Source organism: Fulvivirga maritima (genome assembly GCF_021389955.1).
Taxonomy (GTDB): Bacteria; Bacteroidota; Bacteroidia; order Cytophagales; family Cyclobacteriaceae; genus Fulvivirga; species Fulvivirga maritima.
Map to the genome: position 1 here is coordinate 3,620,627 of NZ_CP089980.1, position 16,170 is coordinate 3,636,796.

13 protein-coding genes are annotated in these 16,170 nt (G+C 39.1%); 9 read left to right on the plus strand and 4 right to left on the minus strand.

Annotation, left to right across the window (positions count from 1 at the left end; all coding sequences use genetic code 11):
• Positions 1–261 precede the first annotated feature (261 nt).
• The 7 genes from LVD15_RS15425 to LVD15_RS26890 all read left to right on the plus strand — a co-directional run bounded on the left by LVD15_RS15425 (position 262) and on the right by LVD15_RS26890 (position 8,333).
• Positions 262–1,053: a 2Fe-2S iron-sulfur cluster-binding protein gene (locus LVD15_RS15425; protein WP_233776116.1), complete on the plus strand. Its 792-nt coding sequence runs from the start codon at positions 262–264 to the stop codon at positions 1,051–1,053.
• A gap of 51 nt (positions 1,054–1,104) precedes the next feature.
• The gene (locus LVD15_RS15430) at positions 1,105–2,097 is read left to right on the plus strand and encodes an FAD binding domain-containing protein (RefSeq protein WP_233776117.1); all 993 of its coding nucleotides are present in this window, start codon (positions 1,105–1,107) and stop codon (positions 2,095–2,097) included.
• A 32-nt stretch (positions 2,098–2,129) separates the two neighbouring features.
• Complete coding sequence (locus tag LVD15_RS15435) at positions 2,130–4,298, plus strand: xanthine dehydrogenase family protein molybdopterin-binding subunit (RefSeq protein WP_233776118.1); 2,169 nt, start codon at positions 2,130–2,132, stop codon at positions 4,296–4,298.
• Positions 4,299–4,632: 334 nt separating this feature from the next.
• Positions 4,633–4,797, plus strand: coding sequence for a hypothetical protein (locus tag LVD15_RS15440; protein ID WP_233776119.1), 165 nt, complete (start codon positions 4,633–4,635; stop codon positions 4,795–4,797).
• 6 nt (positions 4,798–4,803) lie between these two features.
• Positions 4,804–5,127, plus strand: coding sequence for a DUF6686 family protein (locus LVD15_RS27295; protein WP_370687366.1), 324 nt, complete (start codon positions 4,804–4,806; stop codon positions 5,125–5,127).
• A gap of 94 nt (positions 5,128–5,221) precedes the next feature.
• On the plus strand, positions 5,222–6,835 hold the full coding sequence (locus LVD15_RS15450) for a glycoside hydrolase family 2 TIM barrel-domain containing protein (protein WP_255763288.1): 1,614 nt from the start codon (positions 5,222–5,224) through the stop codon (positions 6,833–6,835).
• Between the two features lie 31 nt (positions 6,836–6,866).
• Positions 6,867–8,333: a beta-galactosidase small subunit-related protein gene (locus LVD15_RS26890; RefSeq protein ID WP_255763289.1), complete on the plus strand. Its 1,467-nt coding sequence runs from the start codon at positions 6,867–6,869 to the stop codon at positions 8,331–8,333.
• Positions 8,334–8,388: 55 nt separating this feature from the next.
• On the opposite strand, the gene LVD15_RS15460 is transcribed toward LVD15_RS26890, so the two are convergent.
• The 4 genes from LVD15_RS15460 to LVD15_RS15475 form a co-directional block, all read right to left on the minus strand.
• Positions 8,389–9,150, minus strand: coding sequence for a LytR/AlgR family response regulator transcription factor (locus LVD15_RS15460; RefSeq protein WP_233776121.1), 762 nt, complete (start codon positions 9,148–9,150; stop codon positions 8,389–8,391).
• Positions 9,131–10,207, minus strand: coding sequence for a histidine kinase (locus LVD15_RS15465; RefSeq protein WP_233776122.1), 1,077 nt, complete (start codon positions 10,205–10,207; stop codon positions 9,131–9,133). The genes LVD15_RS15460 and LVD15_RS15465 overlap by 20 nt, the downstream gene beginning before the upstream one ends.
• Positions 10,204–11,247, minus strand: coding sequence for a sensor histidine kinase (locus LVD15_RS15470; protein WP_233776123.1), 1,044 nt, complete (start codon positions 11,245–11,247; stop codon positions 10,204–10,206). The genes LVD15_RS15465 and LVD15_RS15470 overlap by 4 nt, the downstream gene beginning before the upstream one ends.
• A 126-nt stretch (positions 11,248–11,373) precedes the next feature.
• Positions 11,374–12,852 carry a hypothetical protein gene (locus tag LVD15_RS15475; protein ID WP_233776124.1) on the minus strand — a complete coding sequence of 493 codons (1,479 nt, stop codon included), beginning with the start codon at positions 12,850–12,852 and terminating at the stop codon, positions 11,374–11,376.
• Positions 12,853–13,058: 206 nt separating this feature from the next.
• Between LVD15_RS15475 and LVD15_RS15480 the strand changes: the two genes are divergently transcribed.
• Both LVD15_RS15480 and LVD15_RS15485 read left to right on the plus strand, forming a co-directional pair.
• A complete protein-coding gene (locus LVD15_RS15480; RefSeq protein ID WP_233776125.1) occupies positions 13,059–14,777 on the plus strand; it encodes an amidohydrolase family protein in 1,719 nt (572 codons plus the stop codon).
• An 11-nt stretch (positions 14,778–14,788) separates the two neighbouring features.
• Positions 14,789–16,165, plus strand: coding sequence for an amidohydrolase (locus LVD15_RS15485; RefSeq protein WP_233780970.1), 1,377 nt, complete (start codon positions 14,789–14,791; stop codon positions 16,163–16,165).
• Positions 16,166–16,170: the final 5 nt, after the last annotated feature.

The following is a 16,170-nucleotide window of genomic DNA, read 5'->3' on the forward strand; positions in this document are numbered from 1 at the left end:
TGTTATATTAGGCAAAACCAGGGCAGGGGCTTCTCTGTTCTGGTTTTTTTATTTTTAAGGATACTAGTTTCAGTTCACCTCTCTTCCAAGTGATTTAATAACACTCCTTCAGAATATCTATTTCTGATTTCACTTTCTAGAACCCATACAGGCTTACTAAGTTTTACAATCTTCAATATGTAGAAAAACCTCCCCAAATAACAAATAGGCCAGTTTTCCTGTTATTTCACAGTTAATATTTTCAAACTAAAACTCATCACCATGAATGACTTAGAAAAGTGGAAAAACAAGGTGGATACAGATAATCTCAGCGAGGATGAAGAGAATATATTATCTGATCTGGGCCTTTCTGGCAGTACGCGGCGTGGCTTTTTGAAGCGCGTTTCTGCAGCGAGCCTTAGTATGTGGGCAGCGCCTTATTTCTCATCAGAGATTATGGCGAAAGAAAATCAGGATAAGGTGATAGCTTTTATGAATGAAATAAAAGTGAACCTCCATGTCAATAAAGCTAAAAAACCATTGACTCTAGATTCAAGAACCACGTTGCTGGATGCTCTGCGTGAGAGCTTGGGCTTTACAGGAACCAAAAAAGGTTGTGATCACGGTCAGTGCGGAGCTTGTACAGTAATTATAGATGGAAAACGTAAACTTTCATGCCTAACGCTGGCTGCCACATGCAAAGATAAGGAGATCACCACTGTGGAAGGTCTGGCTGTTAATGGCAAATTGCATCCAATGCAAGAAGCGTTTTTAAAGCATGATGGCTTTCAATGTGGCTATTGTACTCCTGGTCAGATATGTTCTTCTGTCGCTTTGCTAGACGAAGCGAAAAACGGAGAGGCCAGTTATGTAACAGAAGATTTTAAGAAAATGAAGAAGGATATTACCCTTTCTGAAGAAGAAATCAGAGAACGTATGTCTGGTAATATCTGTAGGTGTGGGGCATATAACAACATAGTGCAGGCCTTTAAAGAGGTGCATAGTGGTGATGATGAAATGCCTACATGGGAATTTGCCACTGAAGAGCAAATGAAAAAGGCCTCTCGCTCATAAGTGCTATGTGTGATGAGTAGAAAATTAACTTAACAACTAACTAATCAGACAATGAGACCATTTAAATATATAAGTGCGACTACAGGTGAGCAAGCATTGCAAGCGGCTGAGGCTAATGAAAAAGGAAAATATCTGGGAGGAGGGACTAACCTGGTAGACCTTATGAAAGAGGATGTAGAGCGACCTGATCATTTAATAGAAGTAGCCGACCTTGAGTATAATTCTATACAGGAAAACAAAAAAGGAGGCCTCACTTTAGGGGCTATGGTGAGTAATTCGGACACCGCTAATCATCCAGAAGTCCGTCAGAAATATCCTTTATTATCAATGGCTATGCTGTCAGCAGCTACAGCTCAAATCAGGAATATGGCTACCAATGGAGGTAACTTATTACAAAGAACGCGTTGTCCGTATTTTTATGAAACCTCTATGCCTTGCAATAAGCGGGAGCCGGGCTCTGGCTGTGGAGCTAAAAAAGGGATGAATGCTAATCATGCTATTTTTGGATATAGTGATAGCTGTGTGGCGGTGCATCCTTCTGATATGTGTGTGGCTTTGGCAGCACTCAATGCAGAAGTAGAGGTGATGCAGACCAATGGAAAAACTAAAATGATTCCTTTTGAAGATTTTCATCGCTTGCCTGGAGATCAGCCTGAAAAAGACACCAACCTGGGAAAAGCAGAATTGATTACAGCCATACATTTACCCAAACCTATTTATGCTGATCATTACTATTATTTGAAGATAAGAGAACGATCTAGTTATGCTTTTGCCTTGATATCAGTAGCCGCTGGGGTGCAGATAAAAAATGGCACCATCGCCTCTGCCGGATTGGCTATGGGCGGGGTAGCACATAAGCCCTGGAAACTTACTAAAGCGGAGAAATTTTTGAAGGGAAAGCAACCTTCCACAGAGAATTTTGAACGAGCAGCAGCTATAGCTCTGGAAGAGGCTAAGCCACTATCAGAAAATGGTTATAAAGTGCCTATGGGCGAAAAAGCTATTGTGAGAGCTTTGACTCAGGCCTACCAAAGAGAAGTATAAGTCAGTTCCAAAATCTTTTAAATAACAGAATTATGAAAACATTAGAAACCTCATCCATAGGGCAGGCTATAGATCGTATAGATGGTCGTTTAAAGGTAACAGGAATGGCCAAATATGCTTCCGAGTTTCCGGTAGAAAATGTGGTGTATGCACAGGGAGTTACCAGTACTATTGCCAAAGGAAGAATAACTTCTATAGATGTTACTGAAGCCGAAAGGCAAAAAGGAGTGATTAAAGTGATTACTCATAAAAATGCTGAGAAACTGCAGCAAGCAGACAAAGAAATGCCAGCCTTTACCCTCACCTCAGTGGCTCCGGCATTGCAAAGTCCTGAAATACATTATTATGGTCAATTTGTGGCCTGTGTGGTAGCAGAAACTTTTGAACAGGCTCAGTATGCGTGTCGATTAGTGAAAGTTACTTACGAAGAAGATAAACCAGATATCCATCTGGACAAAAACAGAAATAAAGCTTTTAAACCCGATGATCAGGCAGATTTCTCCAGGGGAGATGTAGATGCAGGAATGCAATCATCAGATGTCACTTTAGAAGAAACTTATACTACGCCTATAGAGCATCAGCACCCTATGGAGCTGCATGCGGCCATAGTTTCCTGGGAGAATGGTAAGGTCAAAACTTACGCCAGCCAGCAGATTCTGGATCAGGCTAAAACAGCTATATCTGATACTTTTATGATATCGAAAGATAATGTGCAGATAATAGCTTCCTATCTGGGAGGGGGTTTTGGTTCCAAGCTAAATGTACATAAACACCTGATTTTAGGTACAATGGCTTCTAAAATGATAGGCCGACCGGTACAGATTACTGTTACTCGTCAGCAGATGTTTACCAATACAGGCATGCGGCAGTTCGATGAACAAAAAATGCGATTGGGAGCCAATAAAAATGGAGAACTGCAGGCTTTAGCTCATCATACTACTTCACACTGTGCCACGGATCAGGTGTATTATGAAGCATGTGGGAATGTATCAAAAATGCTCTATAAAACGCCCAACAATGCAGTGACTCACAGGTTGATCCCGCTTAACCTGCAGGTGCCTAATTCTATGCGAGCACCAGGAGAAGCTACAGGTAGTTTTGCGCTAGAAAGTGCCATGGACGAAATGGCCTGGAAGCTGAAGATGGATCCTATAGAGTTTAGAATTAAGAATGATACACAAAAAGATCTGGGGGCAGATAAACCCTTTTCTTCACGTCTGTTAGTGGAATGCCTTCGTATAGGAGCGGATAAATTTGGCTGGAGCGAAAGAAAAATGCAGCCTCGAGCCAAGCAAAATGGAAATTGGCTGGTAGGCTATGGAGTAAGTGCTGCCTCTCGTAGGGCACCGTATAGAAAAACCAGTGCACGTGTAATAGCTGATTTTAGAAATGGAGAAGCATACGCTACTATCCAAATGGATGGAACAGACATAGGTACAGGTAGCTATACCATTGTAGCACAAACAGCATCAGAGTATTTGGGTATACCTGTGAAGAATGTTAACGTCGAGCTTGGAGATTCTGACTTTCCTGTAACGCCGGGTTCCGGTGGTTCCTGGGGCGCAGCTTCTTATGCTAATGGTGTGAGAGTAGCTTGTAAGAACCTTTTTGCTAAGCTGAAGCAAAAGGCAGGTGTGTCGGAAGACGAGGAGACTACCCTTGCGAACCTGATGAAAGGAGCGAAGGTAAGTTCTTATAAAGTGGTAGGTACCGCTGAGCCTTCCGAGGAATATAAGAATCACTCAGTATTCTCTTTTGGAGCTAATTTTGCCGAAGTGTGGGTAGATAAAGATACGGGCATGTATCGGATTAAAAGAATGGTGAATGTCGGTTCTGCCGGTAAAATACTGAACCCTAAAACAGCTTATAGCCAAATTATTGGTGGTCTTACTATGGGAGCCGGTATGGTCATAGCTGAGCAGACACAGGTAGAGCCTAATTACGGTAACTTTATTACCAGAAGCCTGGCCGATTATCATGTGCCTGTTAATCTGGATCTGGCCAATATTGATGTGATTTTCTTACCTGAAGAAGATAAAATAGCTAATGAAATAGGGGTAAAAGGTATAGGAGAACTGGGAATTACCAGCGTTGCTGCTTCTATTGCCAATGCCATTTTTAATGCTACAGGCAAAAGAATGAGAAACCTGCCTATTACTCCAGAAAAGTTAATAGAAGCCCCATTAGAACCTGGGGTTTAACTTATTGAAAGGTGAAAACATAACCAAAGTCACTCTTAGCATATCGGAGGGTGACTTTGTGTTTTCTAAAGAAAACTGCTGAGAATCTCCCGAAGAACTGATTCATGCTTCTATCGCCCGGTAAAGTTTCGAGTACCTCTACTTGACCTCAGTTTTTGCAACATTAAGTAAATCAAACTCAACCTTATTCCTCGAAGAATAGCCTCTCGGGCTTGCTCACTTCTAGCTACTATTCAGCAGACAGAATACCTACTATTAGCGATTGTTTATGAAGGCAGACTATCTCATCTTTACATTATTTAGAATTATTCTAAATAGCAAAAGGATTACGATCATGAAAGCTGAAAAATACGACAATCTGGTGCAATGCCTAATGGAAGAGCTGAGCAGAGAATTACCATCTGTTTTAACCATCAATAAAATTATTGAGCAAACAGCATGTCCGTATTTGCGAGAGCTGGCAAGATCTAAAATGAATAAAAATCAACCAGAAAAATAAGGAGATATGTATTGTAAGAATGATATTCTTTTAAACGAGAGTAATATGTACATTACCAAATGCCGGGGATGTGGAAAGGTAGCGCTGCTTTACAATAATTTTTTTGTCAGCTTTAATAACAAGGATTTTCTAAATTTCATGGACTACATTGAAATGCTGGATTTTAACAGCAGTGCTGTTAAATTTCCGAATGGAGAGCAATATGTTACAGTTTATACCTGCCATGAAGATATTTATTTTATCTTTAATAAGATCAATTTTAATGAATTCAGAGATAAGCTTTTACAAGTGCAGTTACTGCTTCAGGTGAAGCATATTTTAAAAATGTAATTTGTACGTTTATTGTTTTCTAGCGATAAATCAACCATTTTTGATAAACTGTTATGAGTTATTGCTATTTCAAAGAAATTTAAAAATTTTCAAGATGTTAAAAACCTGTTTTACTTTTTTACTAGTCTTGTCTTGTAGTTTCGGGTTGGTAGTCAATTCTTTTGCTCAGGATAAAGAGTGGCAGGATTTATCGGTTATCACAGTAGGAACCGTGAGTCCACATGCTACATTTATCCCTTTTAAGTCAGAAGAAAAGGCGCTTTCAGAAGGGAAATCTGCTAATTACCAGCTACTTAACGGCGATTGGAAATTTCATTGGGCTAAGAACCCGGCCGAAAGACCAGTTGATTTTTATAAAGAAGACTATGATGTAGCTGGTTGGGATGAGCTTCCTGTACCAGGAGATTGGCAAATGTATGATTATGGATATCCACAATACACTAACGTAGAGTATCCATGGCCAAAAAATGCTCCCTATGTACCTGCCGATTTTAATCCGGTAGGATCATACAAAACCACTTTTTCAGTGCCTGCTTCTTGGGATGGAAGCGAAGTTTTCCTTCATTTCGCAGGAGTTAACTCAGCATTCTATTGCTGGGTAAATGGAGAAAAGGTAGGCTACAGCCAAGGCAGTAAAACACCCGCTGAATTTGATATTACTTCATTCCTTAAAAAAGGAGAAAACACACTAGCTGTAGAAGTATACCGATGGAGTGACGGTAGCTACCTGGAAGATCAGGATTTCTGGAGGTTAAGTGGTATAGAAAGAGATGTATATCTATTATCTACCCCAAAAACCAGAATTAGAGATTTCTTTGCTCATCCTGCATTGGAAAATAATTACAAAGATGGTAAGCTTACAGTAGATGTAGAATTGAAAAATGAGCTTTCTAAGAAAGTAAAAAATCAGGAGGTACAAATAGCACTATATGATGCTGATAAAAAGGAAATTGGCCGTGCTAGCAAAAAAGTGACTGTTGATAAAAAGGCAGATGTAGCTTTAGAACTTGCTGCAAAAGATGTTTTAACATGGTCTGCAGAGAAGCCTAACCTTTATCACCTGGTTATTAACCTGAAAGATAGTAAAGGAGCTACTTTACAATCAGTAAGTACACCTATTGGTTTCAGAGATATTCAAATAAAAGATGGTCAGCTATTAGTAAATGGCCAGCCGATTTTATTTAAAGGTGTAAACCGCCATGAGCATGACGAGAAATATGGACACGTGGTGTCTAAGGAAGATATGCTTCAGGATATTGAGCTTTTCAAGCAAAATAATATTAATGCGGTGCGTACTTCACACTATCCTAATGACCCTATGTGGTATGAGCTGTGTGATCAATATGGTATTTATGTTATAGATGAAGCTAATATAGAAACTCATGGCTATGGTTATAATGAAGATAAAACGCCTGCTAATAAGCAAGAATTTTTAGAACCCCACTTAAACAGAATGAGAAGAATGGTGGAGAGAGATAAAAACCATCCTTCTATAATCATCTGGTCTATGGGTAACGAAGCCGGGGATGGCCCTGCCTTTTTACAAGGATATGAGTGGATCAAAAAGAGAGATAGCTCCAGAGTGGTGCACTATGAAAGAGCAGAAAGAGGTAGAGATTTTCGGCAGCCGCATACGGATATTATTCCTTGGATGTATGCACGTACCTGGGATATTGAAGGTCACTATTTAGGGAAATTACCCAGATAGACCATTTATCTGGTGCGAATACTCCCATGCTATGGGAAATAGTAATGGAAACCTTGTCGATTTATGGAAATTAGTGCGAGAGCAAAGGCAAGTTCAAGGTGGTTTCATTTGGGACTGGGTAGATCAAGGTCTGCTTAAAAAAGGAGAAGATGGAAAAGAATTTTGGGCTTATGGAGGTGATTTTGAGCCTGAAAGCGCTCATAATGATGGTAACTTCTGCTTAAACGGATTGGTTAATCCTGATCGTAGCCCGCACCCTGCACTGGAAGAGGTGAAGCATGTGTATCAGAATGTACATTTTAGCAGCACTGAAGATGGAAAGCTGGAAGTGTACAACGAAAACTTTTTCACTAATCTGGATGAGCTGGAAGTAAGCTGGGAGCTTTTGAAAGATGGAGATGTAGAAAAGAAAGAAGTGCTGAAAAACTTTAGCTTGGCACCTCAGGAGCGTAAAGCCATTTCTTTAGATATCCCTACCGGAGATTTGAAACAAGGAAGTGAGTATTTTATTAACTTTTATGTTCGTCAAAAAAACAGCTCTGAATTAGTTAAAAAAGGACATTTGCTGGCAGCAGATCAGATTTTATTACAAAATACTGAGGCTGAAATAGAGGAGGCCTCTGAAGTGAAGTTGAAAACTAAGAGCAGCAAAACTAACATTACTTTAACCAGTGATAAGCTGGAGCTGATTTTTGATAAAGCCAGTGGAGAGTTAATTACTTTTAAATCAGCTGAAGGTGAATATTTAAAAGAGCCTTTATCATTTAACTTCTGGAGAGCACCTACTGATAATGATTTTGGTAATGGTATGCCTAAAAGATGTAAAGTATGGAAAGATGCTACTTACAATCAAAAGGTTACTTCTGTAGAAGTAGTAGAAAAGACTAAAACATCAGCTAAAGTAGAGCAGCATTTTTCTTTTGAAGGATTGAAATCTACTGGTACTATTATTTACCATGTTTTCGGAGATGGTAGAGTAGAAGTAAATGTAGCTTTTGATTATAAAGATACTGATATGCCTGAACTTCCTCGCTTTGGGGTTACCATGATATTGCCTCAGCAATATGATCAGGCAGAGTGGTACGGAAGAGGATCTCATGAAAACTACTGGGATAGAAAATCTTCTGCCATGGTAGGTAAATACAGCATGCCGGTAGCGGACCTTAAGTTTGATTACATCAGACCACAGGAAAATGGTTATAGAACTGATACCAGATGGTTAACATTAACTAATGATAGTGACAAAGGCCTTACTTTTGTAGGTAAGCCTGAGTTCGGATTTAGTGCACGTCATAACCTTACTTCAGACTATGATCCTGGCATGCACAAAAAACAAAGACATTATACTAATATAGAGCCTAAAGATCTGGTAGAGCTTAACATAGATTATGGCCAAACCGGAGTGGGAGGAGACGATAGTTGGGGCGCACGTACTTGGGACAAATACACTTTGGCTCCCAAATCATATAACTATGGCTTTGTGATAGAAGTGAAATAAGAGAGATGAAACAAACATAGTTAAAGCCTGTTGGGAAAATCCTGACAGGCTTTTTTTATAAGCCATTAAACCAGTTTTTGAAACTACTAACCTTATCACGGCTCACTACTATTTCTTTATCAAAAGTGATCCGTGGAGAAACCAACAGCCTGCTGTTAGAGTAAACTACTACATCTTCAATAGCATTGATGTTAATGATAAAAGAGCGGTTAGCCCGATAAAAAATTTGTGGATCAAGCATTTCTTCCAGCTCTTCCAGTTTATAATCAATAATAAATTTCCTTTCCTGATCGGTGATGAGGTAAACCGTGCGCCCCTCTGCGTAAAATAGCTCAATACTATCGGTAGTGATAGATTTTATATGCTCGCCTAGTTTTACCATAAAGCGAGTTTTATACTGGTCTTTATGAATATTTTGTAAGGCCTTATTAATATCGAAACTATTTTGAGAGAGGTTATTTCTTAAGTTTTCCAGCTTATTGAGCGCAGCCTCCAAGTCAGAGAAAATAATCGGTTTCAGTAAATAAGCGATGCTGTTTACCTGAAAAGCCTCTATGGCATACTCATCAAAAGCCGTGATGAAGATAATGGGCTTATCTACCTTTATGGATTCAAATATTTCAAAGCTTTTACCATCAGTAAGCTGAATATCCATAAAAATCAGGTCAATTTTACTTTGATGGTTTTGTAGCCATTGTATTGATTCCTGTACAGAAGTAAGTTTATCTATTATCTCAATCTCAGAATCATACCTTAAAAGGTATCTCTCAAGCTTTTCAGCCGCCGGTACTTCATCTTCAATAATCAATACTTTCATATACAGATTGTTTTTTCTCATCTAATATTTCAAGTATAGGTATTTTTATGTAATTCATATCATAAGCTTTCACCTGCACTACTGGTTTTTCACTATAAAAGCCGTAGGCATTCTGTACCTGTGAGAAAATGCTTTTGCGGTTAGCGGTGAGGATCAGTTTTTCATTGAGCTTGTGCTGTAAAATAAAATAGCCGTCAGCAGGTTCTATTTCAAGCTCTATGAGCATGGGTTTGAAAGTGTTGATAATATTATTTCGAATGATTGTTTCCACCAGACCCGGAAGTACGCCAGGCACCATGGGCATGGAGGCAGAAGAGGTAGATATATTGCTTTTGAAAGTAATGCAGCTGTTGTACTTGAAATTGAGCAAATGAACAATGTTGTTAGCCGCTCTCAGTTCATCATTAAGGGTGGAGAGTTCTTTTTTTCTGTGGCCCAAAATGTAGCGATATACCAGTGACAGCCTGTCTATATAATCTTCTGCTTCATCAGCATTTTTATGCACTAAAGTTATAAGGGTTTCTAGCGAATCATAAAGTAAGTCCGGGTTGACTTCATTTTGAAATTTTGCCAGTTCGGCCTCTATAGTTTCTGTAAGCAATTGTTCTTCTCTTATTTTGTCCTGATTTTGACGATGCAGAAAATCATTACTAAAGAATAGTAGATTATAAATTAGGCTGGTGGCAGCATAAATGCAATTAAATATAATGAGTTGTGTTTCCGCGATGCTGAATTTGATGATATATTCAAAATAAGCCGAAATACAAATAGATATAACAAGTATGCTGGCAGCTATTCCTAGCAAGGTCTGTGTCCAGATTCTTTGGCTGTTAATCTCAGGTGAATAAAACCGGTTAAGAAGCAGCACTATAATTCGTAGTGTTTCTGATAAAATGTAAGTGAGGCCAATACACACATATACTTCCTGACCAGTAAATATTTCAGAGATCTGACTTACGTTATTATTAATTAGCAGGATCATGAAATACACTACTATTCCATAAAAAGGAGGAATGAGTATCCTGAAGAGCGCATTATGAATGAATAGCTTTTTCATAGCTCAATATCTTTTAGTACAGGAAGCATTACGGTGAATTTAGATCCGTCAGTCACTTTTATGGAGGCAGGAGTAAACAGACTATATCGCTGTCTTATATTTTTTAGCCCTACTTTAAAGGAGTTGACATGGCTGGGGGCTACTGTTTTGGTATTGCAAATGCTAATATTAGTATTATCAATGGCGGAAATATATATGTAGAGCGGATTGTTTTTATTAATGATATTGTGCTTCACCGCATTTTCTACCAGCATTTGTAAAGTCAGTGGAGGTATGGCGCTGCCCATTATATTTTTCGGTAAGTTAATTTCCAGATGCAGATGGTTTTCAAATCGAACTTTGAGCAGGTAATTGTAAGATTTCACAAACTCCACTTCTTCATTAAGCGTTACAAATTGCCGTTTATTATTGTCTAAAATATACTGATAGGTGAGTGCTAATCGCCTGATAAAGTCTTCGGCTAAAGAGGCATCTTTAAAAATCAATGATGATATGGTGTTCAGGCTATTAAACAGATAGTGGGGGCTGAGCTGACTTTTAAGTGCTTCTAACTGTAGTTTTAGATGCTTTCTTTGCTCTTGCATATTGGTGAGCTGAGCTACCGCATATTGGTTGTAAGAGTACAGTGCAAAGTAAATCAGAGAATACAGAAGTACTGCTATCACAGTAATGATTAGTAGCTTGATAACAGGCTCCTGATGCTGAGACCAAAGCCACTCTACGGAAAAGCTTTCTTTAATAAAACCAATGTAGAGCCCGCCAATTACAGCTATTAAGCTTAGAGTAATGAGAATATTCACTAGTAGCCCCACTATAAAACGTGCCGGCAGGTTCTCTTTCCAGGAGATTAGTTTATTAAGCTTTATGTCAGAAAAATAGAGGCTGAAGCCAATACTTAGCGAAATAAGAATGCTGATAATTACGTGGGGGAAGTTCTGTAAAATTGAAGGTAAATAAGCCTCTTCACTATAAAAAAGATATAGGAAGTACAGTATACCTATACAGATACTTACAATTATACGGAGCCAGAATTTGCGCATAAACGCTGGAGTTATAATATGAGTTTTGCTGGCTATCACAGGGCCAATCTAATCAAAAGCAAGATTAAATTGAAACCCGGATAGCTATGTTGTTATTTATTTTGAGTTGTGTTTTCCGATGCTGCGTTAATCAATCGCTCTCATGGCTTTTCCATAATAAGTATCAGAATCAATAGATTTAGCCGCAGCTCTGTAGGCATCAAAAGCTTCATTGTCATTTAATTTCTTTACTGCAGGAGCCAGTGAAGAAAGCGCTTCTGATGAATAGTAACTAGAGTTAATATCGCCAGCTGTTTTTATGAGTAGTAATAATGACTTTTTGTTTAAATTTTGCTTCGATGCCGTTTTAATAACGCTGGAGGCGTAGTTAGATGATCCCAAATCACTGGTGGCTTTAGCTATTGCTTCCATAGTTTTGGTAGACAGATCCTGAGATTTGAGCATCTTGCTAAGCACATTTGATGCATAATAAGAAGAGGACATTTTGTTATCTATCAAAGAGACTATTTTCATGTTAGTGGCTTCGCTTTGGGGTTCATCCATTAGTTTTATGAATAAAGAGGCCATATAATAATCTGAACTCACATTGGCCATGGCATCAATTACTATATTGCGAGATTCATCGGAGATGTTAGACTTTTGAAGTGCCTTACTGAGCAGCTGTGTTTGATAATAATCGGAGTTAATATTTTTAGAAGAGTTAACTATGGCGGTTATCGATTCTTCATCCAGGTTATCATCTAGCAGTTCATCGAGCACAGTCATTTGATAATAATCAGAGCCTATGTTTTTGCTGGCATCCATGATTTTTAATACCGTGGTCGATGATTTTTGATTATCCTTCAAAGCCTCTTTTAGCACTACTGTAGAGTAATAATCACTACCTATATGTTTTACGGCATTAAAGTAAGCCTCTTCAGTAGTGGGCTTGATCAGATACACATGAGAGTTTTTTCTCAACACTTCAGAGAGGTAATAATCTGAACTGATATCAGCAGAGAGTGATTCAGCAATTTTTATTAGCTCATCATCTTTTAAGTTATCTTTTTCCAATAGTATGCGTGCGTAGATAGATTTTACGTAGTTACTTTCCATCTTATCTACTTCAGAGAGCACGGCATCTACCCCTCCTTTTTTATAAAATCTTTTAACCCTGCTTTCTGCACCTATACCAGTGGAGCGAATAACCTCAGGCAGTATTTCTGCCAGCCAATTTTTACCATCAGGAATAAAAGGCATCTCTTTTCTTCCTTCATAATATTCCTTTTTTAAACCATTAGAAGTGCTTTCAATCTGAATGGTTCGCTTACTACCAAAAGTGGTTTTGCTGATCTCCAAATATCCGCCGGGAGTTATGCTTTTCACATCGGCATCATCATCAGTAATGGTTATGGTGCCTTTGTATTCAATGTTGAAGCTGTTCCTGCCATTGGAGTGTTTGATTTTACTTACACCGTCACCATCATCAGAAATATCAATATGTGAATTGCTGGATATGACCGTGATTTGCGCCAGCCCCAGGTGAAAGGAGCAGCACAAAAGAAAAAGGATAGGCGCTATTTTGACCCGTTGGCCTATCCTTAAGAGTTTTTGACCTTTGTTCATAATTATTGAGTTTTTACTACAGCACAATAATCATTAATAAAAAGGCCTATTAATAATGAATAGTAGTCAATCGTATTGAAAATGTATTGAATCGTAATATGTATGACCTGTTTCTTAAAGCTATCCTACCGTTCATATAGTATATGTTTTGCATTGATCAGGTTCTATTAATACATTAGGTATCTTAACCAAAAACCGTTTAATAAATGAAGGAAGTGAATAGTACATTTTCGCGGAGGCATATGCTTGTGCTTCTGCTATTTTTTACTGTTTTGACTACCGCCGTGCATGGGCAGGATCTACCTGCGGTCACCAGCACTTATGTAATCAAAAACGTAAACATTATTCAGGGACCCGGCCGAAAAATAGAAATGGGATCTCTGGTCATTAAAGATGGAGTGATAACTGCTGTGGGCAAAAGTGTGCAGATACCAGCTGAAGCTCAGGTGGTGGAAGCCGACAGCATGTATGTATATGCCGGTTTTATAGAAGGCCTTTCTCATACGGGGCAGGCCAAGCCAAAAGAAGAATCACGAGGACGTGGCCGCAGTGATGTGAAAGATCCGGGGAACCCTCCGAATGATATTGCAGGAATAGAGCCAGAAAAGAAAGTGTCTGACCTGTTAGATGCTTCTGATAAGTCTGTGGCAGATATGCGAGAGTTGGGCTTTACGGCAGCTAACGTAGTGCCTTATGGCAGAATGCTTCCTGGAAAAGGCGCACTTATTCTACTCAGTGGAGAGAGCGCTGATGATATGCTATATAGAGATAATACCGTGTTTTTCTCTCAGCTAGATGGAGCCCCTGGCGTATACCCTAGCACAGTGATGGCGGTAATGGCCAAATACAGAGAATTATACAGGCAGGCGGAGCAGGCTAAGGCTTATGAAGCACGCTATACAAAAGATGCTGCAGGCATGAGCAGACCTAATACCAGTAGAGTGCTGGAGGCTTTTTATCCTGTATTGGAAAAGCAGCAACGTGTAGCCTTTAAAGCGGAAGATATTTTAGATATAGAAAGAGTACTCGTGCTCAAAAAGGATTTAGGTTTTAACCTTATTCTTAGTGAAGTAAAGCAAGGCTGGGATCTTACTGATAAAATTAAAGCCAGCGGTGCAGAAGTGTTACTTTCATTAGACCTGCCTGAGCTGGAAGAGGAGAAAGCAGACTCTACCAAAACAGATTCTACTGCCGTAGAAGAAAAGGAAAAAACAGAGGTAGACATTGAGCGTGAGCAACTGGAAGCCAGAAAGAAACAAATGATTCTGAATTATTATACTCAGCCCGCTTTGTTCAAAAGTAAAGGGATTGAATTCGGATTTTCTACCCTTGGCGTAAAAAGCAATGATATAAAAGGCATTCTGATCAAACTAATAGAAAATGGCCTTACTGAAGATCAGGCTCTGGCAGCTCTTACCACTTCTCCAGCTAAAATATTAGGTGTATCATCTATTATGGGTACGGTGGATGAAGGTAAAATGGCTAACTTTTTCATTACTGATAAGCCTTACTTTGATAAGGAGTCTAATGTGAAATATACTTTCGTAGATGGCCAAATGTATAAGTTTAAAGATAAGCCCGGTAAAAAAGGTAAAGGGGGTAAGGGAGCTGACATAAAAGGAAAGTGGTCTTACTCGTCAGAAACTCCTCAAGGCGTAATAAGTGGCGTGATCACTTTTAATGGAGAGCCGGGAGATTACAGTGGCTCTATTTCTAATAGCTCTACCAATGAGTCTACAGATTTTACTGACATTACCGTAGATGGTAATAGCGTTGTGTTTTCGTTTTCAATAGTTTCTAATGGAGAGACTTTGAAAATTACCATTACCATGAATATAGAGGGAGAAACTTTTGAAGGCACCATGACTGCCGGAGAATATGGTAGCTTCCCTATAGAAGGAGATAAAATGCCTGAAGACAACTAAAACATAGAATGATGAGATTAACAAATACAATATATAAGCTGTCATTAATCTTTCTTTTCGCCTGTGTTTGCTCTATTAGTAAGGCGCAGGAAAAAGGAGATGTGCTCATAAAAAATGGTACGGTGCTTACCATAACCAAAGGCACGCTAGAAAATACTGATGTCTTAATAAGAGATGGAAAGATTTCAAAAATAGGCAAAGGACTTAAAGCACCTTCCGGAGCCAGAGAAATTGATGCTACTGGTAAATATGTTATGCCTGGTATCATAGATGCTCACTCTCATATTGCACTAAGCTCTATTAACGAGGCTACCAGCCCCGTAACTGCCGAAGTATGGACAGGTGATGCGCTTGATCCTTTGGATGTTTCCATCTATAGAGCGCTGGCCGGTGGAGTAACCATTTCACATGCTTTACATGGCTCAGCCAATGCCATTGGTGGACAAAGCGAAACCATAAAGCACCGCTATGGCACCTTAGATATGGATGGCCTGAGAATGGAAGGCGCGCCCAGGACTATTAAGTTTGCTTTAGGAGAAAACCCTACCAGGGTGCATGGTGAGCGTAGTGGTATAGTACCCAAAACCCGAATGGGAGTGGAAGCTGTATTCAGAAGCTCTTTTTCGGAAGCCAAGCAATACATGGAGAAATGGGATACTTATAACTCAGCCAAAGGTAAGAAAGACTTTAAAGGCTCTGCTCCTGAGTATAACTTAAGGTTAGAAACACTGGCTGATATATTGAGAGGAAATATAGTGGTACACTGCCATTCATACCGAGCAGATGAGATTTACATGCTCATGCAGGTTTTTAAGGACTTTGGTATTAAAAAACTGGTTTTTCAACATGTAAATGAAGGTTTTAAAGTAGCGCCTGAGCTTGCTGAGTTTGGGGCTATGGCTTCAGTATTTGCTGACTGGTGGGATTATAAATTTGAAGTATATTATTCTACGGCTTATAACGCGGCTATTCTTACTAAAAATGGAGTAGTTACTTCTATCAATTCAGATTCAGGAGAGCTCATCAGGCACTTATACCATGAAGCAGCCAAAACACAAAAATATGGAGGCCTTTCTGATGAGGAAGCATTGAAGTTAATTACCATTAACCCTGCTAAGCAATTGGGTATTGAAGATAGAGTAGGCTCATTAGAAGAAGGTAAAGATGGCGATGTAGCCATTTTCAGTGCACACCCATTGTCTATTTATACAGTTCCTCTTTACACTATAGTAGATGGCGTAGTTGAGTTCGACAGGGAAAATGACCCTGCAGATATGAGACTGTACCCTGATCCTGAAGAAACTATTGATGTAACACTGCATGAGAGAGAAGATGAGGACAGGTGTATGGATATTAATGATGCCAACTATTTACTCACTGATAAATAATTGAA